At 66.8% G+C, this 21,069-nt stretch carries 18 protein-coding genes; 15 read left to right on the top strand and 3 right to left on the bottom strand.

What is annotated here, in order from left to right:
- Positions 1-169 precede the first annotated feature (169 nt).
- Genes E5S69_RS10265 through E5S69_RS10250 form a run of 4 tightly spaced genes read left to right on the top strand, consistent with a single transcriptional unit; the run spans position 170 to position 3,921 of the window.
- Positions 170-1,117 carry a branched-chain amino acid ABC transporter permease gene (locus E5S69_RS10265; protein ID WP_171514553.1) on the top strand — a complete coding sequence of 316 codons (948 nt, stop codon included), beginning with the start codon at positions 170-172 and terminating at the stop codon, positions 1,115-1,117.
- Between the two features lie 4 nt (positions 1,118-1,121).
- A complete protein-coding gene (locus E5S69_RS10260) occupies positions 1,122-2,435 on the top strand; it encodes a branched-chain amino acid ABC transporter permease (protein WP_171514552.1) in 1,314 nt (437 codons plus the stop codon).
- On the top strand, positions 2,432-3,208 hold the full coding sequence (locus E5S69_RS10255) for an ABC transporter ATP-binding protein (protein ID WP_025585937.1): 777 nt from the start codon (positions 2,432-2,434) through the stop codon (positions 3,206-3,208). Before E5S69_RS10260 ends, E5S69_RS10255 begins: the two co-directional genes overlap by 4 nt.
- The gene (locus E5S69_RS10250) at positions 3,208-3,921 is read left to right on the top strand and encodes an ABC transporter ATP-binding protein (protein ID WP_171514551.1); all 714 of its coding nucleotides are present in this window, start codon (positions 3,208-3,210) and stop codon (positions 3,919-3,921) included. The genes E5S69_RS10255 and E5S69_RS10250 overlap by 1 nt, the downstream gene beginning before the upstream one ends.
- Before the next feature lie 434 nt (positions 3,922-4,355).
- On the opposite strand, the gene E5S69_RS10245 is transcribed toward E5S69_RS10250, so the two are convergent.
- Positions 4,356-5,873, bottom strand: a complete 1,518-nt coding sequence (locus tag E5S69_RS10245; protein WP_216621284.1) for an amino acid permease — start codon at positions 5,871-5,873, stop codon at positions 4,356-4,358.
- A gap of 486 nt (positions 5,874-6,359) precedes the next feature.
- Between E5S69_RS10245 and E5S69_RS10240 the strand changes: the two genes are divergently transcribed.
- The 10 genes from E5S69_RS10240 to E5S69_RS10195 all read left to right on the top strand — a co-directional run bounded on the left by E5S69_RS10240 (position 6,360) and on the right by E5S69_RS10195 (position 17,837).
- Positions 6,360-8,441: a 3-hydroxyacyl-CoA dehydrogenase NAD-binding domain-containing protein gene (locus E5S69_RS10240; RefSeq protein WP_171514549.1), complete on the top strand. Its 2,082-nt coding sequence runs from the start codon at positions 6,360-6,362 to the stop codon at positions 8,439-8,441.
- A gap of 28 nt (positions 8,442-8,469) precedes the next feature.
- Complete coding sequence (gene pncA, locus E5S69_RS10235) at positions 8,470-9,108, top strand: bifunctional nicotinamidase/pyrazinamidase (RefSeq protein ID WP_171514548.1); 639 nt, start codon at positions 8,470-8,472, stop codon at positions 9,106-9,108.
- A 59-nt stretch (positions 9,109-9,167) separates the two neighbouring features.
- The gene (locus tag E5S69_RS10230; protein WP_171514547.1) at positions 9,168-10,346 is read left to right on the top strand and encodes an acetyl-CoA C-acyltransferase; all 1,179 of its coding nucleotides are present in this window, start codon (positions 9,168-9,170) and stop codon (positions 10,344-10,346) included.
- A gap of 248 nt (positions 10,347-10,594) precedes the next feature.
- On the top strand, positions 10,595-12,457 hold the full coding sequence (locus tag E5S69_RS10225) for an acyl-CoA dehydrogenase (protein WP_171514546.1): 1,863 nt from the start codon (positions 10,595-10,597) through the stop codon (positions 12,455-12,457).
- Positions 12,458-12,498: 41 nt separating this feature from the next.
- Complete coding sequence (locus tag E5S69_RS10220) at positions 12,499-13,281, top strand: SDR family oxidoreductase (protein ID WP_171514545.1); 783 nt, start codon at positions 12,499-12,501, stop codon at positions 13,279-13,281.
- A gap of 113 nt (positions 13,282-13,394) precedes the next feature.
- Complete coding sequence (locus E5S69_RS10215; RefSeq protein ID WP_171514544.1) at positions 13,395-13,832, top strand: PaaI family thioesterase; 438 nt, start codon at positions 13,395-13,397, stop codon at positions 13,830-13,832.
- Between the two features lie 103 nt (positions 13,833-13,935).
- Complete coding sequence (locus tag E5S69_RS10210; RefSeq protein WP_171514543.1) at positions 13,936-14,946, top strand: NADP-dependent oxidoreductase; 1,011 nt, start codon at positions 13,936-13,938, stop codon at positions 14,944-14,946.
- 80 nt (positions 14,947-15,026) lie between these two features.
- On the top strand, positions 15,027-15,875 hold the full coding sequence (locus tag E5S69_RS10205; RefSeq protein ID WP_171514542.1) for a class II aldolase/adducin family protein: 849 nt from the start codon (positions 15,027-15,029) through the stop codon (positions 15,873-15,875).
- A gap of 59 nt (positions 15,876-15,934) precedes the next feature.
- Positions 15,935-16,837 carry an SDR family oxidoreductase gene (locus E5S69_RS10200; RefSeq protein ID WP_171514541.1) on the top strand — a complete coding sequence of 301 codons (903 nt, stop codon included), beginning with the start codon at positions 15,935-15,937 and terminating at the stop codon, positions 16,835-16,837.
- A gap of 52 nt (positions 16,838-16,889) precedes the next feature.
- On the top strand, positions 16,890-17,837 hold the full coding sequence (locus E5S69_RS10195) for an alpha/beta fold hydrolase (protein WP_171514540.1): 948 nt from the start codon (positions 16,890-16,892) through the stop codon (positions 17,835-17,837).
- Positions 17,838-17,892: 55 nt separating this feature from the next.
- Here E5S69_RS10195 and E5S69_RS10190 read toward each other — a convergent pair whose 3' ends face one another.
- Together E5S69_RS10190 and E5S69_RS10185 are read right to left on the bottom strand one after the other, a co-directional pair.
- Positions 17,893-18,414, bottom strand: a complete 522-nt coding sequence (locus E5S69_RS10190) for an O-acetyl-ADP-ribose deacetylase (protein ID WP_171514539.1) — start codon at positions 18,412-18,414, stop codon at positions 17,893-17,895.
- Positions 18,415-18,502: 88 nt separating this feature from the next.
- Positions 18,503-19,651: an iron-containing alcohol dehydrogenase gene (locus E5S69_RS10185; RefSeq protein ID WP_171514538.1), complete on the bottom strand. Its 1,149-nt coding sequence runs from the start codon at positions 19,649-19,651 to the stop codon at positions 18,503-18,505.
- Between the two features lie 346 nt (positions 19,652-19,997).
- Here E5S69_RS10185 and E5S69_RS10180 point away from each other — a divergent pair, with 346 nt between their 5' ends.
- Positions 19,998-21,011, top strand: a complete 1,014-nt coding sequence (locus tag E5S69_RS10180; RefSeq protein WP_171514537.1) for an alpha/beta hydrolase — start codon at positions 19,998-20,000, stop codon at positions 21,009-21,011.
- Positions 21,012-21,069: the final 58 nt, after the last annotated feature.

Here is a 21,069-nt window from a genome sequence, read left to right as displayed (position 1 = left end):
CGTTCCTGCATACTCTCGGTTTTTTTCGGGTCGATAGCGGGGGCGTCCGGCCACCATGTGCCTGGCGCAAGGGCTGCGCTCACCCTCAATCCAACCGGACGGTCGCCGGCCGGACCTGGCTGTGGCATTGCCGCGGCCACGGTGCCGGCACCAGCTTGAAGGACACGCTGTGGAATTCTTCGTCATCTCCCTGCTGAACGGCATCAGCTACGGGCTGCTGCTGTTCATGCTGTCATCCGGCCTTACGCTGATCTTCAGCATGATGGGCGTGCTCAACTTCGCCCATGCCAGCTTCTATATGCTGGGCGCCTACTTTGCCTACACCATCGCCAGCAAGATCGGCTTCTGGCCGGCGCTGATCTTCGCACCGCTGCTGGTGGCGGGCACGGGCGCGCTGGTGGAGCGCTTCGGCCTGCGCACGGTGCACAAGTACGGCCATGTGGCCGAGCTGCTGTTCACCTTCGGGCTGGCTTACCTGATCGAGGAGGGCGTCAAGCTGGTGTGGGGCCTGGCGGCGGTGCCGTACCGGATTCCCGCGGAGCTGGATGGGCCGCTGTTCACGGTGTTCACCTCGTCGTTCCCCAAGTACCGCGCCTTCATGATGCTGGTCTCGCTGGGCATGCTGGTGGCAATCTACCTGGTGCTGACGCGCACCCGCATCGGGCTGGTGATCCAGGCCGCGCTGACCCATCCGGAAATGGTCGAGGCGCTCGGCCACAACGTGCCGCGCGTGTTCATGATGGTCTTCGGGGGCGGCGCCGCGCTGGCCGGGCTGGCGGGCGTGATCGGCGGCAATGCCTTTGTCACCGAGCCGTCGATGGCCGCGGCGGTGGGGTCGATCGTGTTCGTGGTCGCGGTGGTGGGCGGCATGGGATCGCTGGTCGGTGCGTTCATCGCGTCGATCCTGATCGGCGTGCTGCAGACCTTCGCGGTCACCATCGACGCCTCGCTGGCGGGCCTGATGACCAGCCTGGGGCTGGCCGTCAGCGAGGCCACGCCGTTCTATTCGCTATGGAAGCTGACGGTGGCCCAGGTGGCGCCGGTGCTGCCGTACCTGCTGCTGGTGGTGATGCTGATCTTCCGCCCGCGTGGACTGATGGGAACCCGGGAGAGCTGACGCCATGGAGCAAGCGATGCAACAACCGCGCGAGCCGGTGGTGACCGGACGCACCCTGCGCTACCGCCCGCTGAACCTGGCGCGCTGGATCATCTGGAGCCTGACGGTGCTGGTGATGCTGGTGCTGCCGCTGTTCTTCACCGGGGGCTTCGCCATTACGCTGATGTCGCAGATGGGCATCATGATCATCTTCGCGCTGTCGTACAACATGCTGCTGGGGCAGACCGGCATGCTGTCGTTCGGCCATGCGGTGTATTCCGGGCTGGGCGCGTTTATCGCCGTGCACGTGCTCAATATGGCCGGTGCCGGCAAGGTGTGGCTGCCGGTGTCGATGCTGCCGCTGGTGGGCGGCCTGGCCGGCGCCTTCTTCGGCGTGATCTTCGGCTATGTCACCACCAAGAAGGCCGGCACTACCTTTGCCATGATCACCATGGGCATTGGCGAGATGGTTTTTGCCAGCTCGCTGATGTTCCCGGAATTCTTCGGCGGCGAGGGCGGCATCTCGACCAACCGCGTGATCGGCGACCCCTTCCTTGGCATCACCTTCGGGCCCGGGCGCCAGGTCTACTACCTGATCGCGGCGTGGTGCCTGGTGTCGATGGTGGCGATGTACGCGTGGACCCAGACGCCGCTGGGCCGCATTGCCAACGCCGTGCGCGACAACCCCGAGCGGGTCGAGTTCATCGGCTATAACACCCAGCGCGTGCGCTACCTGGTGCTGATCCTGTCGGCGTTCTTCGCCGGCATCTCCGGCGCGCTGGCGGCGATCAACTTCGAGATCGTCTCGGCCGAGAACGTCAGCGCGGTGCGTTCGGGCGGCGTGCTGCTGGCGGTGTTCATCGGCGGCGCCGGGGTGTTCTTCGGGCCCGTCATCGGCGCGGTGGTGTTCGTGCTGTTCGCGGTGGCGCTGTCGGACCTGACCAAGGCCTGGCTGCTCTACCTGGGCCTGTTCTTCGTGCTGATGGTGATGTTCGTGCCGGGTGGCCTGGCCAGCCTGCTGCTGATGCAGTTGCCGCTGCTGGGCAAGGGCAAGCTGGGCCGCATGCTGCCGTACTACGCGCGTGCCGGTGGCGCGGGCGTGGTGCTGCTGCTGGCCATGATCGTCACGGTCGAACTGGTCTACAAGGTACAGGTCGACAGCGCCAACGGCACAGCCATGAAGCTGTTCGGCATCGGCTTCGATGCCGCCACCTGGACGCCATGGCTGGCGGCGGCGGCGCTGTGGGCGGTGGGGCTGGCCGCGTGGCGGCTCGCGGTGCGCGCGTCGCGCGCGCAATGGGACAAGGTGCAGGCAGAAATCGCGGGAGGCAGGGCATGAGCGCGGCGGCACTGGAACTGACCGATGTACGCAAGAAGTTCGGCCAGACGGAGATCATCCGCGGCGTGAACCTGAGCATCCCGAAGGGCGAGCGCCATGCGCTGATCGGCCCCAACGGGGCCGGCAAGTCGACCACCTTCAACCTGATCTCGGGCCGCTTCGCCCCGAGCAGCGGCACGGTGCGCCTGAACGGCGCGGAGATCGGCGGGCTGCAGCCCTTCGTCATCAACCGCATGGGGCTGTCGCGCAGCTTCCAGATCACCAATATCTTTCACCGGCTGTCGGTGTTCGAGAACCTGCGCTGCGCGGTGCTGTGGTCGCTCGGCTACAAGTATTCGTTCTGGCACCGGCTGACCGGCCTGCGCGACGCGCGCGAGCGCGCCGACGACGTGCTGGAGTTGATCGGCATGCAGCATCGCCGCGATACCCAGGCCGGCCTGCTGACCTATGCGGAGCAGCGCGCCCTGGAGATCGGCATCACCATCGCTGGCGGCGCCGAGGTGATCCTGCTGGACGAACCGACCGCGGGCATGAGCCGCTCCGAATCGGACCACGCGGTCGAACTGATCCGCAAGGTCACGGTCGGCAAGACGCTGGTGATGGTCGAGCACGACATGAGCGTGGTGTTCGGGCTGGCCGACCGCATCTCCGTGCTGGTCTACGGCGAGGTCATCGCCACCGACACCCCGCAGGCAATCCGCAACAACCGCAAGGTCAAGGAAGCCTACCTCGGCACCACGCTCGACGAAGCCACCACCGAAGGAGCGCATTGATGGGCAAGCGGATGCTGGAAGTCACGGGCCTGCACGCCTATTACGGCAAGAGTCATATCCTGCACGGCGTCGATGCGCATATCGACGAGGGCGAGATCGTGGCGCTGCTGGGGCGCAACGGCGTAGGGCGCTCGACCATGGCCAAGGCCATCCTGGGCATGGTCAAGGCCGAGGGGTCGGTCAGGTTCCGGGGCGAAGAAATCCTGGGCCGGCGCACCTTCGAGATCGCGCATCTCGGCATCGGCTACGTGCCGGAGAACCGCGACATCTTCCCCACGCTGACGGTGCGGCAGAACCTGCTGCTGGGCGAGAAGCGCAACCCGCGCCAGCCCAAGCCGCGCTGGAGCGTGGAGGATATGTTCAACATGTTCCCGCGGCTGAAGGAGCGCGAAAACACTTCGGCCGGCGTGCTCTCCGGCGGCGAGCAGCAGATGCTGACCTTGTGCCGCACGCTGATGGGAGATCCCGACCTGATCCTGATCGATGAGCCAACCGAAGGGCTGGCGCCGATGATCGTGGCGCTGGTGGGCGATTACCTGAAGACGCTGAAGGAACGCGGCGTTTCCGTGTTGCTGATCGAGCAGAAGCTGGCGATTGCGCTGGATATCTCGCAGCGCGTTTACGTCATGGGACACGGGCATATCGTGTTCGAAGGGACGCCGGCCGAGTTGAAGGCGAATGGGCAGGTCAGGAAGGAGTGGCTGGAGGTGTAGGTCTGGTGCTTCGCCGGCGTAGCCGAAGCCTGCTGCCGCCCGTATCGAGGGGACGCCTGCGGCTGCTGCGCGGGCTCAATAGGCGCTGGCGAGCATTGGGCGTTTGCGCGCAGCGCGGCCGAAGGCGTTCCTACGGCAGGGCCAGCAGCAGGCGGCCACCCACCGCTCTGGGCTCGTTCCAACACCGCTCCAACGCCCCTGCCACCGTCGCGCACCCCTGCGGCAGGCAGTCTAGCTTTGTGAGGAAGCGCAGCCCCGTACGAAAGCCCCCAGGCACACTACGATAAGACATGCCGCCCGCAGGGCAGTAAACGCGCTTTTTGGTTACTTTTTGTCGCTCGGACAAAAAGTGACCCGCCCAGCAGGGCGGAACCACGCGGTGCAAAAGCCGACAGCATGTCACCAGAACCAACCCCGTTATTTCAACGAATCCCTCACTCCCCCCGCCCAAAAAACTCAAACGGCATATCCCCATACGCAATCACCCGCGACCCCGTAACAATCCGATATCCCAACCACAACACCAGAAACACCAGCACGCCAATATAGGTAGCAACAATCTCCGGCCACCGGTTAGGGATGTCGGCAAAAGCCTCGTAATTCTGTCCGCCGATGATCACCACGCAGAGCACCGCGGAAAAAACAGGCCCGAACGGATACAGCGGCGAACGGTAGGCCAGCTTGCCGACGTCATGGCCCTGGTGCGCAAGCCCGCGGCGGAAGCGATAGTGGCTGACCGCAATGCCGAGCCAGGCGATAAAGCCGGTCATGGCCGAGGTGTTGAGCAGCCACAGGTAAGCGGTCTTGTTGCCGAGCAGCGAGCTGAGAAAGCACAGTGCGCCGACGCCCGTGGTTGCCAGCAGCGCAACGAACGGCACGCCGTTGCGCGTGAGCCGTGCGAACACGCGCGGCGCGCGGCGGCTGACGGCCAGGCCATACAGGATCCGCGTCGACACGTACATGCTGGACGTGCCCGCCGACAGCAGCGCGGTCAGCACCACCGCATTCATCAGCCCGGCCGCGAAGGCCAGCCCGGCGTGGCGGAACACCAGCGCGAACGGGCTCACGCCCACGTCGGTCACGTCGTTGCGCAGCAGGTTGGGATCGGTATAGGGAATCAGCACGCCGATGACCAGGATGGCCAGCACGTAGAACAGCAGGATGCGCCAGAAGGTCTGCCGGATCGCGCGCGGAATCGTGATGGCGGGCCGTTCGGCTTCGCCGGCCGCGACGCCGACAGTCTCCGTGCCGAGGAACGAGAAGCCCGCGATCATCGCCACGCCGAACATGGCCGGGATGCCGCCGACGAAGGGCGCGTCGCCGATGGTGAAGTTGTGCCAGCCGGACTGCGGCCCGCCCTGCAGGATGCCGAAGATCATCAGCAGGCCCACGCCCAGGAACACCACCACGGTCACCACCTTGACCAGCGCGAACCAGTACTCGGCCTCGCCGAAGCCGCGCACCGAGATCGCGTTGAGCCCGAACATCAACAACAGGAAGCCGGCGCTCCAGGCCACCCCGGGCACGTCGGGGAACCAGTACTGCATCACCAGCTGCGCCGCGGTCAGTTCGACCGCGATTGTCACCGCCAGGCTGAACCAGTAGTTCCAGCCCAGCGCGAAGCCGAAGCCCTCGTCGACATGGAGCGCGCTGTAGGTGACAAAAGAGCCGGCCACCGGCATGTGCACCGCCAGTTCGCCCAGGCTGGTCATCAGGCAATAGACCATGAAGCCCAGCAGCATGTACATCAGCAGCGCGCCGCCAGGCCCGGCCTGCGCGATCGAGGCGCCCGAGGCCACGAACAGTCCGGTGCCGACCGCGCCGCCGACGGCGATCATGGTCAGGTGCCGCGCCTTGAGCTTGCGCTGGAGGTCGTCGTGTTCGACCACCGGGTGCTGGTGTCCTTGCGGGCGGGAAGCGTGTGCGGGGGAGGAAGTGGTTGGGGAAGACATCAGGTTCGCTGGACCTTCCGCCGCCCGGCATCTCGTGAAGGCCGGGAGGCAAAAAACGAAAAGCCGCGAGTCTACCGTGTCTGCCGCGGCGATTTTGCCGTATCGGTCAAATAAAGTCCGATACTGGTCTGGAGACGCTGCGCGGTGGCGCTGACAAGTGCATTAAGCGGCATCGGGGGGCAGGTCCTGGCGCTGGTTAAGCGCCGGCTCCATGCAGCGCGATCAGGGCCCGCATTCGCATTGCGCATGGCGCCGGAAATCTTCGGAAATTAAAATTGAACGACCGTGCTATTTTGTGTATGCTTGTTTCGCCCAAGCCCCGGAGGGCGTTGTGGGGCAAGGGAAAGCGGCAGGTCCGGTCAAGGGTTAACCCGCCCATGACAGCCGCCACCTGGGGCGCCGGCGGCAGCCGGCATGCCCCGCGCTGCAGAAAATATTCATTCGAGAATTCGAATCCCGAGACAAAACTTTCGTAAAGGAACCAGCATGACAGCGCAGTATCAGGTTCAGGACGGCGTAGCCGTCATCACGCTCGACAATCCCCCTGTCAATGGCCTGGGTCACAGCACCCGGCTTGGCATCGTCGAAGGCATGACCCGTGCGCTGGACGATGCCGCCGTCAAGGCGATCGTCATCACCGGCGCTGGCAAGGCTTTCTCGGGCGGCGCCGATATCCGTGAATTCAATACGCCCAAGGCCATGCAGGAGCCGACGCTGCACTCGGTGATCCGCGTGCTGGAAGCTTCGTCCAAGCCGGTGGTGGCGGCCGTGCACTCGGTGGCGATGGGTGGCGGCCTGGAACTGGCGCTGGGCTGCAATTACCGTGTGGCGTCCAAGGGCGCGCAGATCGCGCTGCCGGAAGTGAAGCTGGGCCTGCTGCCTGGCGCGGGCGGCACGCAGCGCCTGCCGCGCGTGATCGGCCTGGAAGCCGCCGCCAACATGATCGTGTCGGGCACCGCGGTGCCGTCCGAGAAGTTCGCCGGCACCAAGCTGTTCGACGAGATCGTCGACGGTGACGTGCTGTCCGCCGCCATCAAGTTCGCCCAGAACGTCGGCGCCGCCAGCGGCCCGCATCCCAAGGTGCGCGACCTGAAGGTGCGCCACGAGAATGCCGAGGGCTACCTGGGCTTCGCGCGCAACACCGTGGCCGCGATGGCCAAGAACTTCCCGGCGCCGCTGAAGTGCCTGGAAGCCGTGGCCGGCTCGCTCAAACCGTTCGAGCAGGGCTTGAAGCAGGAGCGCGAAGGCTTCCTTTACCTGGTGACCACGCCGGAATCGCGCGCGCTGCGCCATGCCTTCTTCGGCGAGCGCGCCGCCAGCAAGATCCCCGACGTGCCTGAAGGCACCCCGGTGCGCAAGATCGAGAAGGTTGCCGTGATCGGCGCCGGCACCATGGGCGGCGGCATCAGCATGAACTTCCTCAACGCGGGCATCCCGGTCATCATCCTGGAAACCAAGCAGGAAGCGCTGGACCGCGGCGTCGGCATCATCCGCAAGAACTACGAGAACAGCGCCAAGAAGGGCAAGCTCACGCAAGAGAAGGTCGAGCAGCGCATGGGCCTGCTGAGCACCACGCTGTCCTATGACGACATCAAGGACGCCGACATGGTCATCGAGGCCGTGTTCGAGGAAATGGGCGTCAAGGAGATCGTTTTCAAGAAGCTGGACGAAGTGATGAAGCCCGGCGCCATCCTGGCTTCGAACACCTCGACGCTTGACGTCAACAAAATCGCCTCGTTCACCAAGCGTCCGCAGGACGTGGTCGGCATGCACTTCTTCAGCCCGGCCAACGTGATGAAGCTGCTCGAGGTGGTGCGCGGCGAGAAGACCGGCAAGGACGTGCTGGCCACGGTGATGCAGGTCGCCAAGAAGATCAAGAAGACCGCGGTGGTGTCGGGCGTGTGCGACGGCTTTATCGGCAACCGCATGATCGAGCAGTACAGCCGCCAGGCCGGCTACCTGCTGGACGAAGGCGCGCTGCCGGAACAGGTGGACAAGGCCATCGAGAAGTTCGGCTTCGCCATGGGCCCGTTCCGCATGGGCGACTTGGCCGGCAACGATATCGGCTGGGCCATCCGCAAGCGCCGCGCCGTGGACAAGCCGGACATCCAGTACTCGAAGACCGCCGACCTGCTGTGCGAAATGGGCCGTTACGGCCAGAAGACCGGCGCGGGCTGGTACGACTACAAGGCGGGCGACCGCAAGCCGTACCCGAACCAGCAGGTCAACGACATGATCGTGCAGCATTCGAAGGACCTGGGCATCACGCGCCGCAAGATTTCGGACGAAGAGATCGTCGAGCGCCTGGTGTTCGCGCTGGTCAACGAAGGCGCCAAGATCCTGGAAGAAGGCATTGCTTCCAAGGCCTCGGATATCGACATGGTGTACCTGACCGGCTACGGCTTCCCGCTGTTCCGCGGCGGCCCGATGCTGTATGCGGACCAGGTCGGCCTGTACAACGTGGCGCTGGCCATGAAGCGCTACGCCAAGGGCTACCACGGCGAAGCCTGGCAGGTCGCGCCGCTGCTGCAGAAGCTGGCGGACGAAGGCAAGGGCTTTAACGGCTAAATACCGACGGGTTCAGCCAGGAGCGGCCATGAGCACCACCATCGGACCGGACGATTGCCTGCTGGTGATCGACGTGCAGAACGACTTCATGCCGGGCGGCGCGCTTGCCGTGCCCAGCGGCGATGAGGTCGTGCCCGTGATCAACCGGCTGGCGCGCGCGTTCGGGCATGTGGTGGTGACGCAGGACTGGCATCCGGCCGCGCATGTTTCCTTCGCGGCCAGCCATGCCGGCATGCAGCCGTTCCAGGTGCTCACGCTGCCCTATGGCGAGCAGGTGCTGTGGCCGGTGCACTGCGTGCAGGACACGCCTGGCGCCGCGCTACATACGGGCCTGCACGTGCCGCACGCGCGGCTGGTGATCCGCAAGGGCCACCACGCCGACGTGGACAGCTACTCCGCCTTCCTGGAAGCGGACCGCACCACGCGCACCGGGCTGGCAGGCTACCTGCGCGAGCAAGGCGTGAAGCGCGTGTTCTGCGCCGGACTGGCGACGGACTACTGCGTGGCCTGGAGCGCGCTCGACGCGCGCGCTGCCGGCTTCGAGGCCGCGGTGATCGAGGATGCGTGCCGCGCCATCGACCTGCAGGGGTCGCTGGCCAAGGCATGGCAGGACCTCGGCGCCGCCGGCGTCGCGCGCGTGCAGTCCGCCGATGTGCTCAAGGATTGAAGGGCCAGGGCTGAACCGAACCACCGAACTGAACGACACAAGATTCCGAGGAGCAACACATGAACGAAGCAGTCATCGTATCCACCGCACGGACCGGCCTGGCCAAGAGCTGGAAGGGCGCCTTCAACATGACCCACGGCGCCACGCTGGGTGGTCACGCCGTGCAGCACGCCATCGCCCGCGCCAGGATCGACGCCGCCGAAGTGGAAGACGTGCTGATGGGCTGCGCCAACCCGGAAGGCGCCACCGGCGCCAATATCGCGCGCCAGATCGCACTGCGCGCCGGCTGCCCGGTCACGGTGCCCGGCGCCACCGTCAACCGCTTCTGCTCGTCGGGCCTGCAGACCATCGCCATGGCGGCGCAGCGCGTGATTGCCGACGAGGGCGACATCTTCGTTGCCGGCGGCGTGGAAAGCATCTCCTGCGTGCAGCAGGAAATGAACCGCCACATGGTCCAGGAAAGCTGGCTGACAAAGAACAAGCCCGAAATCTACTGGAACATGCTGCAGACCGCCGAGAACGTGGCCAAGCGCTACAGCATCTCGAAGGAGCGACAGGACGAGTACGGCGTGCGCAGCCAGCAACGCGCCGCCGCCGCGCAGGAAGCCGGCAAGTTCAAGGACGAGATCGTGCCGATGACCGTGCTTGCCGGCGTTGCCGACAAGTCCACCGGCCAGCTGGTGACGAAGGAAGTCACCATCGACCGCGACGAAGGCATCCGCGCCGACACCACGCTCGAAGGCGTGGCCAAGATCCGCAGCGCGGTGCCGGGCGGCGTGATTACCGCCGGCAATGCCTCGCAGTTCTCGGACGGCGCCTCAGCGGCGGTGGTCATGAACGCGCGCGTGGCCGAGGCCAAGGGCCTGCAGCCGCTCGGCGTGTTCCGCGGCTTTGCCGTGGCCGGTTGCGAGCCGGACGAAATGGGCATCGGACCCGTCTTCGCGGTACCCAAGCTGCTGAAGAAGGCTGGCCTGAAGGTCGATGACATCGGCCTGTGGGAACTGAACGAAGCCTTCGCCGTGCAGGTGCTGTACTGCGCCGACACGCTGGGCATCCCGATGGACCGCCTCAACGTCAACGGCGGCGCGATCGCGGTGGGCCACCCGTACGGCGTGTCGGGTGCGCGACTGGTCGGCCATGCGCTGATCGAGGGCAAGCGCCGTGGCGTGAAGTATGTGGTCGTGACCATGTGCATCGGCGGCGGGCAGGGCGCCGCGGGGCTGTTCGAAGTGCTGTAACGGCTGGCCACTTGTTTGCTCCCCTCTCCCGCCTGCGGGAGAGGGGCCGGGGGAGAGGGCCGGCGCTGGCAGCACCCAGGCGCCGCGCTTCGTAGAGGCGCCGGCCCTCTCCCCAACCCTCTCCCGCAAGCGGGAGAGGGAGCCCGCCATTGGTCATCCAAAGCACAGCGTTCTTTTCAAGCGCTACGCCGTTCCGAGAACAGAGAACAATTCGCGGCACGCCACGCAGTGCGCCGCATGGAGACACCATGTCGATGATCCTTTCCCGCCGCGACCTGAACTTCATCCTGTACGAATGGCTCAAGGTCGATGAACTCACGCGCATCCCGCGCTACGCCGACCATTCGCGCGAGACCTTCGACGCCGCGCTGGACACCTGCGAGAAGATCGCCACCGACCTGTTCGCGCCGCACAACAAGAAGAACGACCAGCACGAACCCGAATTCGACGGCGAGACCGTCACCATCATTCCCGAGGTCCGCACCGCGCTGAAGGCCTTCTGCGAAGCCGGGCTGATGGCCGCGGGCCAGGATTACGAACTGGGCGGCATGCAGCTGCCGGTGGTGGTCGAGAAAGCCGGCTTCGCCTACTTCAAGGGCGCCAATGTCGGCACCAGTTCCTACCCGTTCCTGACCATCGGCAATGCCAACCTGCTGCTGACGCACGGCACGCCGACGCAGGTCGAGACTTTCGTCAAGCCGGAGATGGCAGGGCGCTTCTTCGGCACCATGTGCCTGTCGGAGCCGCAGGCCGGCTCGTCGCTGTCGGATATCACGACGCGCGCCGAGTATGAAGGCGAATCGCCGCTGGGCGCGCAATACCGGCTGCGCGGCAACAAGATGTGGATTTCCGCCGGCGAGCACGAGTTGTCGGAGAACATCGTCCACCTGGTGCTGGCCAAGATCCCCGGCCCGGACGGCAAGCTGATCCCGGGCGTGAAGGGCATCTCGCTGTTTATCGTGCCCAAGTACCTGGTCAACGAGGACGGCTCGCTGGGCGAGCGCAACGACGTGGTGCTGGCCGGGCTGAACCACAAGATGGGCTATCGCGGCACCACCAACTGCCTGCTGAATTTCGGCGAAGGCATGAAATACAAGCCGGGCGGCAAGGCCGGTGCGATCGGCTACCTGGTGGGCGAGCCGCACAAGGGCCTGGCCTGCATGTTCCACATGATGAACGAGGCGCGCATCGGCGTGGGCCTGGGCGCGGTGATGCTCGGTTATACCGGCTACCTGCACGCGTTGGACTACGCGCGCAACCGTCCGCAAGGCCGCCCGGTCGGTCCCGGCGGCAAGGATGCCGCCAGCCCGCAGGTAAAGCTGGTCGAGCACGCCGATATCCGCCGCATGCTGCTGGCGCAGAAGAGCTATGTCGAGGGCGGCCTGGCGCTGAACCTGTATTGCGCGCGGCTGGTGGACGAGGAAGAAGCCGCTGCCGCCGCGGGTGACCAGGACGCGCATGAGCGCCTGGCGCTGCTGCTCGACATCCTGACCCCGATCGCCAAGAGCTGGCCGTCGCAATGGTGCCTGGAGGCCAACAACCTGGCGATCCAGGTGCATGGCGGTTACGGCTACACCCGCGAATACAACGTCGAGCAGTTCTATCGCGACAACCGCCTGAACCCGATCCACGAAGGCACGCACGGCATCCAGGGACTGGACCTGCTCGGCCGCAAGGTGGTGATGAAGGATGGCGCGGCGTTCAGGCTGCTGGGCGACCGCGTGCAGGCCACTATCGACCGCGCGCTGGCTGCGGACAATGCCGAACTGGCCAGCCAGGCGCGCGCGCTCGGCGCCGCGACCCGGCGCCTGGCGGAAGTGACCCAGGCCCTGTGGAGCGCCGGCGATGCCAACGTGACGCTGGCCAACGCGTCGGTCTACCTGGAGGCCTTCGGGCACGTGGTGGTGGCGTGGATCTGGCTGGAGCAGGCACTGCTGGCGCAAGCCGCGCTGGCGCACGCGAGCGGCCAGGAAGACCAGGACTTCTATCGCGGCAAGCTGGCCGCGGCGGCGTACTTCTTCCGCTTCGAGCTGCCCAGGGTCGGTCCTCAGCTTGACCTGCTGGCATCGCTCGACCGTACCACGCTGGACATGAAGGACGCCTGGTTCTGACCGCAGGCGATATCCTCAAAGACAACCAAGGAAGAGACAACATGCGCACCATCCAGCAACTGTTTGACCTGAAGGGCAAGACCGCGCTGATCACCGGCGGCTCGCGCGGCCTGGGCCTGCAGATCGCCGAGGCACTGGGCGAGCAGGGCGCGCGCCTGGTGCTGTCGGCGCGCAAGGCGGACGAACTGCAGGCGGCGCAGGCACACCTGAAGGGCCTCGGCATCGAGGCCGACTGGATTGCCGCCGACGGCTCGCAGGAATCCGAGATTGCCCGACTGGCCGACGCGGCCATCGCCAAACTGGGTCACGTCGACATCCTGGTCAACAACGCCGGCGCCACCTGGGGCGCGCCGGCCGAAGACCATCCGGTCGAAGCCTGGGACAAGGTGATGAACCTGAACATCCGCGGGCTGTTCTTGCTCAGCCAGCGCATCGGCAAGCTGTCGATGATCCCGCGCCGCTACGGCCGCATCATCAACGTGGCGTCGATCGCGGGCCTGGCCGGCAACCCGCCGGGGTCGATGGAAACCATCGCCTACAACACCTCGAAGGGCGCGGTGGTCAACTTCACACGCACGCTGGCGGCGGAGTGGGGCGAGCACAACATTACGGTCAACGCACTCGCGCCGGGCTTCTTCCCGTCGAAGATGACCAAGGGCTCGCTCGAGCGCATGGGCGTCGAAGCCATGTGCGCCGGCGTGCCGCTGCATCGGCTGGGCGACGACGAAGACCTGAAGGGCGCCGCGCTGCTGTTCGCCAGCGATGCCGGCAAGCACATCACCGGGCAGATCCTGGCTGTGGACGGCGGCGTCAGCGCGGTCTGAGTCAGCAAGGGCAATCCGGCGCCCGCTTGGCGGAACGGCGGATTGCCCTCAAACTTGGGGCCGGCGCGAGGCCGGAGCCTCGCGGGCATCCACTCTCCAGACTTGCATCGCACATGAACCAGTTCAAAGGCCCCCTGACTCACATCCCCTTCCTTGCCGATCTTGGCGTGACCTGCAACTTCGCCGAGGGCGGGCGCAGCGAGATCGCGCTGCCGATCGAAAAGCGCCACCAGAACAGCTGGGACATGGCCCACGGCGGCGTGATCATGACGCTGCTCGACGTGGCCATGGCGGTGGCCGGCCGCAGCAGCGATGCCGATGGCCGCGGCGTGGTCACCATCGAGATGAAGACCAGCTTCATGGCGCCGGGCCGCGGCGCGCTGACCGCGCGCGGCACCACCGTGCACCGCACCACCACCATGGTGTTCTGCGAAGGCGAGATCGTCGACGCGGACGGCAAGACCGTGGCGCGCGGCTCGGGCACGTTCAAGTACATCCGGCGCATGCCGCCGCAGCGCCCGGGTGAAGCCGATACCGGTGCCGACGGCTGAGCGCCGGCGCCGACGCAGCAAGCGGGCAGCGCGCAGGTATGCGTCGCTGCCGGTCCCGATGCAGTATTCAAGCCGTTCCCATTCCTACTGAAAGGAATCGACCATGTCCAAAACGTTCAAGCGCATCGTCCTGGCCTCGCGTCCCGAAGGCGCGGTGACGCCGGCCAATTTCCGCCTGGAAGAGGTGCCCGTACCGCAACTCGCCGACGGCCAGGTGCTGGTGCGCAACCACTACCTGTCGCTGGACCCGTACATGCGCGGCCGCATGAACGACAGCAAGTCGTATGCCGCGCCGCAGCCGCTCAACGAGGTGATGATCGGCGGCACCGTCGGCGAAGTGGTGGAAAGCAAGAACAGCAAGTTCAAGCCGGGCGACAAGGTGGTCGGCATGTTCGGCTGGCAGGAAATGGGTGTCAGCGACGGCACCGGCCTGCAGCCGGTCGATACCACGCATATCCCGCTGTCGGCCTATCTCGGCGCGGTCGGCATGCCGGGCGTGACCGCATGGTATGGCCTGAACAAGATCATCCAGCCCAAGGCGGGCAAGACCATCGCGGTCAGTGCCGCGTCGGGCGCGGTCGGCAGCGTGGTGGGCCAGCTGGCCAAGCTGGCGGGTTGCCGCGCGGTGGGCTTTGCCGGCGGCAAGGACAAGTGCAACTACGTGGTCAATGAGCTGGGCTTCGATGCGTGTATCGACTACAAGGCGGCGAAAGACCCGAAAGAGCTCTACACCATGCTCAAGGAAGCCACGCCCGACGGCATCGACGGCTATTTCGAGAACGTCGGCGGCGATATCCTGGACGCCGTGCTGTCGCGCATGAATGCCTTCGGCCGCATCGCCATGTGCGGCATGATCGCGGGCTATGACGGCCAGCCGCTGCCGCTGAAGAACCCGCAGCTGATCCTGGTGTCGCGCCTGACCATCGAGGGCTTTATCGTCTCCGAGCATATGGAGGTGTGGCCGCAGGCGCTGAAGGAGCTGGGCACCGCGGTCGCGCAGGACAAGCTCAAGTTCCGCGAGAGCATCGCCGAGGGCCTGGCCAGCGCGCCGGAAGCCTTTATCGGCCTGCTCAAGGGCAAGAACTTCGGCAAGCAGCTGGTCAAGCTGGCCTGACCCGCGCAGGCAGTGCCGCGGCGCGCCTGCCAGGGCCGCCGCGGGCTACCGATATCACCGGACCAGGACAGGAGACACCGATGAATGCCCCGCAAGCCCCGCAAGTCCAGCGTGCCGACGAGATCGGCGCGGGCCTCCCCGAAGAGGTCAAGGCGCGCTACCGCAACCTGCCGCGGCCGCCGCAATTCGCTACCACCGCCGAAGAGCGCCTGCATCGCAAGCAGCGCCTGGCCGCCGCCTTCCGGCTGTTCTCGAAGTTCGGCTTCGACGAAGGCGTGGCCGGCCATATCACCGCGCGCGACCCCGAGTTTACCGACACCTTCTGGGTCAATCCGTTCGGCGTGCATTTCAGCCAGGTCAAGGTCTCGAACCTGATCCGTTGCGATCACCACGGCGACGTGGTCGAGGGCGACTACCCGGTCAATGCCGCGGCCTTCGCCATCCATTCGCGCGTGCACCAGACCCGCCCCGACGCGGTCGCGGCCGCGCATTCGCACAGCACCTATGGCCGCGCCTGGTCGACGCTCGGGCGCCCGCTCGATGCGCTGACGCAGGATGTGTGCGCCTTCTACAACGACCACGCGGTCTATGACGACTTTGGCGGCGTGGTGGTGGAGCTGGACGAGGGCCAGCGCATCGCCAACGCGCTCGGGCAGAACAAGGCCGCGATCCTGCAGAATCACGGCCTGCTGACCGTCGGCCAGACCGTCGACGAAGCGGCGTGGTGGTTCATCACCATGGAACGCTCGTGCCAGGTGCAGCTGCTGGCCGAAGCCGCCGCGGCGCGCACGCAGGCGCCGCTGAAGGTGATTGCCGACGCCGCAGCGCGCCAGGCCTATTCGATCGTCGGCACGGCGCAGGCGGGCTGGTTCCAGTTCCAGCCGCTCTATGCCCGCATCGTCAAGGAACAGCCAGACCTGCTGGACTGAACCGCATGGCCGCCACGCGGCCTGCCATCCCATTCGACTCACGCGACAGGACAGACCCTATGAAGGATTTTTCCAACAAGGTGGCCGTCATTACCGGCGGTGCCTCGGGCTTCGGCAAGGAATTCGCCCGCATTGCAGCGGACCTGGGCATGAAGCTGGTGCTGGCCGACGTGCAGGAAGACGCGCTGGACGCAACCGTCGCCGAATTCCAGGCGCGCAACGTGCCCGTGATCGGCTTGCGCACCGACGTCTCGCGCGCCGAGCAGGTGCAGGCGCTGGCCGATGCCGCCATCGAGGCCTTCGGCCAGGTCAACCTGCTGTTCAACAATGCCGGGGTTGGCGCGGGCGGCCTGATCTGGGAGAACTCGGAGAAGGACTGGGAATGGGTGCTGGGCGTCAACCTGTACGGCGTGGTGCACGGGGTGCGCATCTTCACGCCGCTGATGCTGGCCGCCGCGGAGAAGGATCCGGCGTTCCAGGGGCATATCGTCAACACGGCGTCGATGGCGGGCCTGCTGAATCCGCCGGCGATGGGCGTGTACAACGTGTCCAAGCATGCCGTGGTGGCGTTGACGGAAACGCTGTACCAGGACCTGGGCCTGGTGACCGAGCAGGTGCGCTGCTCGGTGCTGTGCCCGTACTTCGTGCCGACCGGCATCAACCAGTCGCAGCGCAACCGGCCCGCGGACCTCGCCAACCAGGCACCGCCGACGCGCTCGCAACTGGTGTCGCAGGCCTTGTCGGACAAGGCGGTAGGCTCGGGCAAGGTGACCGCGGCCGAGGTGGCGCAGCTGACCTTCGATGCCATCCGCGACGAAAGCTTCTATATTTATTCCCACCCCCAGGCGCTCGCCCCCGTGCGCCAGCGCTTCGAGGATATCGTCGGACAGCGCAATCCCGGCGATCCGTTTGCCGACAAGCCCGAGGTCCGCGCGGGCCTCGTTGCCGCGTTGCGCGGCTGACCGGCGTTCGCCAACCCCGGCCAGCACCACGCCACAACGAGGAGGACCGTATATGGAGAACAACATGGCAGCACCCGCCGCCGTGATCCGCCACCTGCAATACGCCACGCTGCCCAACGGCAGCCGCCTGCACTACGCCAGCGCCGGCGAGCGCGGCAAGCCGCTGATGCTGTTCGTGCACGGCTTTCCGGAATTCTGGTTCGAATGGGAGGCGCAGCTGGCCGAGTTCGGGCGCACGCATTTCGCCGTGGCGCCCGACCTGCGCGGCTTCAACCTGTCGAGCAAGCCCGCCGACGTAAACGCCTACCGGCCGCGCCATATCGTCGAGGACCTGGTGCAGCTGGTCAGCGCGCTGGGCTATGACCAGGCCGTGGTGGTGGCGCACGACTGGGGCGGCGCGATCTGCTGGAACCTGGCGATCCAGTTCCCGCAGCTGGTGCGCCAGCTGATCATCGTCAACTCGCCGCACCCCTACCTGTTCGCGCGCGCGCTGGCCACCGATCCCGCGCAGCAGGCCGCTTCGGCCTACATGAACTGGCTGCGCAAGCCGGGCTCGGAACAGGCGCTGGCGGCCAACGACTTTGCGCTGCTGGATCGGATGCTGTCCGACGACGACGGCAAGCCGGCGCCCTGGTACACCGCCGAGACGCGCGCCAGGTACCACGCGGCGTGGTCGCAGCCGGGCGAGGGCAAGGACGCCGGCGTGCATCCGCTGACCGGTGGCGTCAACTTCTACCGTGCCTCGCCGATGCATCCGCCGGCCGAGGGCGAACCGCCGCCCGATATCTCGCGGCTGGACCCGGCCGCCTTCGTGGTCCGGGTGCCGACGCTGGTGATCTGGGGCGAACGCGACCGCGCGCTGCCGAAGTCGCTGGTGGACGGGCTGGCCGACTTCGTACCGGACCTGCGGCTGGAGCGCATCCCCGAGGGCACCCACTGGATCATCCACGAGCAGCCCGAGCGGATCAACCAGCTGATCCGCAGCGCGCTGCCGGCCTGACCGGCACGGGCGCAAGGCGTGGTGCGTGCGGCGCAAACAGCCGCCGCACGCGCTTTCAGGTCAGGCGCTCGCGGTAAAGCCGGTAGTTCTCGTCATCGAAGCAAACGAAGGTGACCTGCTCGATCTGCGGTGCGCCCGCCAGTGCCTCGCGCACCGCGGCAATGGCAATATCCGCCGCGCGCTCGCGCGGGAAAGCATAGATGCCGGTGCTGATGTTGGGGAAGGCCAGCCGGCGCAGGTGGTGCTGCGCGGCCAGGCGGATGCTGTTGCGGTAGGCGTTGGCGAGCTGCTCGTCCTCGCCGTGGCTGCCGCCTTGCCAGACCGGCCCGACTGCGTGGATCACGTACGGCGCCGGCAGGCGGCCGCCGGTGGTGATCACCGCCTCGCCGGTGGGGCAGCCGCCCTGCGCGTCCCGGATCTCGCGGCAGGCCTCCATGATGGCGGGGCCGCCGGCCCCGTGGATGGCTCCGTCGACGCCGCCGCCGCCCATCAGGCCGCTGTTGGCCGCATTGACGATGGCATCGACTTCCATCCGGGTGATATCGCCATGGACTACCTGCAAGTGCTCGCCGCTCATGGTGTCTCCTGCGCTGTGGAGGGAGGGCCGCCGGTCAGCCGCTTGGTCGGTCCGACCGGCGGAAAGCCGCTGGGTGCTACGCGGTGTGCTACATGGACTGCTCAAGCATACGCCGATAATCCGCGGCGCTGGCTTCTTTCGGGTTGGTCTTGTGGCAGTGGTCGAGCAGCGCGCCGGCAATCACCTTGTCGAACATCTCTTCCCTGACGCCCATCTGGCGCAGGCCGGTGGGCAGGCCCAGGCGCGCGGTCATGTCGTGCACGGCCTGCGCGAGATCGGCACCGTCGGGCAGGTGCATGGCCCGTCGCAGGCGCGCATAGCGGTCGTCGCGCACCACCGTCGGCGCATCGGCATTGAAGCGCAGCACCGCGGGCATCACCACCGCGTTGAGGGTGCCATGGTGCAGGCCGGTGCGGCCATCGATCTTGAGCCCGCCGAGCGGGTGCGACAGCGAATGCACGCAGCCCAGCCCCTTCTGGAACGCCATCGCGCCCTGCATCGACGCGCTCATCATGTTCAGGCGCGCATCGCGGTCACTGCCATCGCGGGTGGCGCGCTCGATATGGCCCCAGCCGCGCTCCAGGCCGTCGAGCGCAATGCCGTCCGCGGGTGGGTTGAAGGCGGGGGCGAGGAAGGTCTCGATGCAGTGGGCGATGGCGTCCATGCCGGTGGCGGCGGTCAGGCCGGCGGGCAGGCCCACCGTCAGTTCGGGGTCGCACACGGCGGACTTGGGCAGCAGGTGCCAGGAGTGGAAGCCCAGCTTGCGGCCGTCGTCGAGGATGATGATGGCGCCGCGCGCGACCTCGCTGCCGGTGCCGGACGTGGTCGGCACCGCGATCAGCGGCGCCGCCTTGTCGGTGATCTTGCCGCTGCCGCCCTCGATGGTGGCATAGGTGGTCAGCTCGCCCTCGTGCGTGGCCAGGATGGCGATGCCCTTGGCGAGGTCGATCGACGATCCGCCGCCTACCGCGACCAGGCCGTCGCAGCCTTGCTCGCGGTACTGCGCGGCGGCCTTGCGCACCATGGCCTCGGTCGGGTTCGACGGGGTCTCGTCGAAGACCGCGACCGGCAGGCCCTGCATCGCATCGACGGCGCGCTGCGCCACGCCGGCGGCGACCACGCCCTGGTCGGTCACCAGCAACGGGCGGCGGATGCCGATGCGCTCGCATTCCGACTTGAGCACGCTTACCGCGCCGAAATCCAGGTGGATATGGGTCAGATAGTAGATGAACGCCATGTTTGCTTGTCTCCTGCGGGGATCCGCCGCGAAATCGTTTGAATTCAGGCTTGGCACCGGGCCTGGGATATGGGCTCGCCACGTGCGCCGTCTTGGGGTTCAATGGGACTGTGCACGGTTTCTGCCGACCCCACGTATCACTGCAGCCGATCATCGCGCAAAAACTTGCCGCGTGGCAGGCCAGGCAAGACTTTTCCGGGTTATCTCGGACTGCCGGGGCGCAGAAACATCTGGCATCATACTAAAATCGAACGATCGTTCACTATTCGAACTTCTCCCGATGCGGGCATCGCGCCGGCGCTTGTGCGCGGTGCCGGCGCCGGAGTCTGGAACCGCTTCACATCCCATGTCAGCCGTACCGTCTTCCCACCCCGGCACGCCAGGCCTGCCCGACAGTCCGCTGGACCCGCAGATGGCCGCGCTGCTGGCCTTGATCGCGCGCGCCAAGCGCCCGCCGATCCACGCCATGGATCCCGAAGACGCCAAGATCGCCTACGAGAAAAGCGCGCCGATACTGGACATCAACCCGCCGCCGGTGCATACCGCGGAAGACCTGCTGGTGCCGGCGCGCGATGGCCATGCCATCCCGGTCCGGTTGTACACCCCGCGCGAGGCCAGCTGGACCGAGCCGCTGCCGCTGCTGGTGTACTTCCACGGCGGCGGCTTCACGGTCGGCAGCGTCGATTCGCATGATCCGCTGTGCCGCCTGCTGGGCGGGCAGGCCGACTGCATGGTGCTGTCGGTGGATTACCGGCTGGGGCCCCAGTGGCGCTTCCCGACGGCGGTCAACGACGCCTTCGACGTGCTGCATTGGGTCTTCGCCGAGGCCGACAAGCTCGGCGCCGACCCGGCGCGCATCGGCCTGGGCGGCGACAGCGCCGGCGGCACGCTGGCCGCCGCGTGCGCGGTCGAGGCCCGCGATGCCGGCCTGGCCCCGGTACTGCAGCTGCTGATCTATCCCGGCACCTGCGCGCGCCAGGATACGCCGTCGCACCGCGCGCTGGCCGACGGCTACCTGCTGACGGCGGACATGATCCGCTGGTTCTTTGCCCAGTACCTGGACCAGGACGCCAGCCGCGACGACTGGCGCTTTGCCCCGCTCGACGGCGGCGGCACCGGCGCCGACGTGCGCGGCACCTGCCCGGCCTGGATCGCCGTGGCCGGCTACGACCCGTTGCATGACGAGGGCGTCGCCTACGCCGCGAAGCTGCGCGCCGCCGGTGTCGCGGCGACGCTGGCGGACTACCCCGGCATGATCCATGATTTCTTCAAGCTGGGCCGGTTCGTGCCGGCGGTGGCGCAGGCGCACGCCGACGCCGTTGCCGCGCTGCGCGCCGCGTTCGGCGCATCGCCGGACTAGACCCGACTCGCGGTCGTGCCATCCCGGCATCGACCAGCATTTTTTCAGCAGTGACTTG

This window comes from Cupriavidus necator, assembly GCF_013141915.1.
In the GTDB taxonomy this organism is placed as follows: Bacteria; Pseudomonadota; Gammaproteobacteria; order Burkholderiales; family Burkholderiaceae; genus Cupriavidus; species Cupriavidus necator_B.
This window is presented reverse-complemented; position numbering and strand designations above follow the sequence as displayed.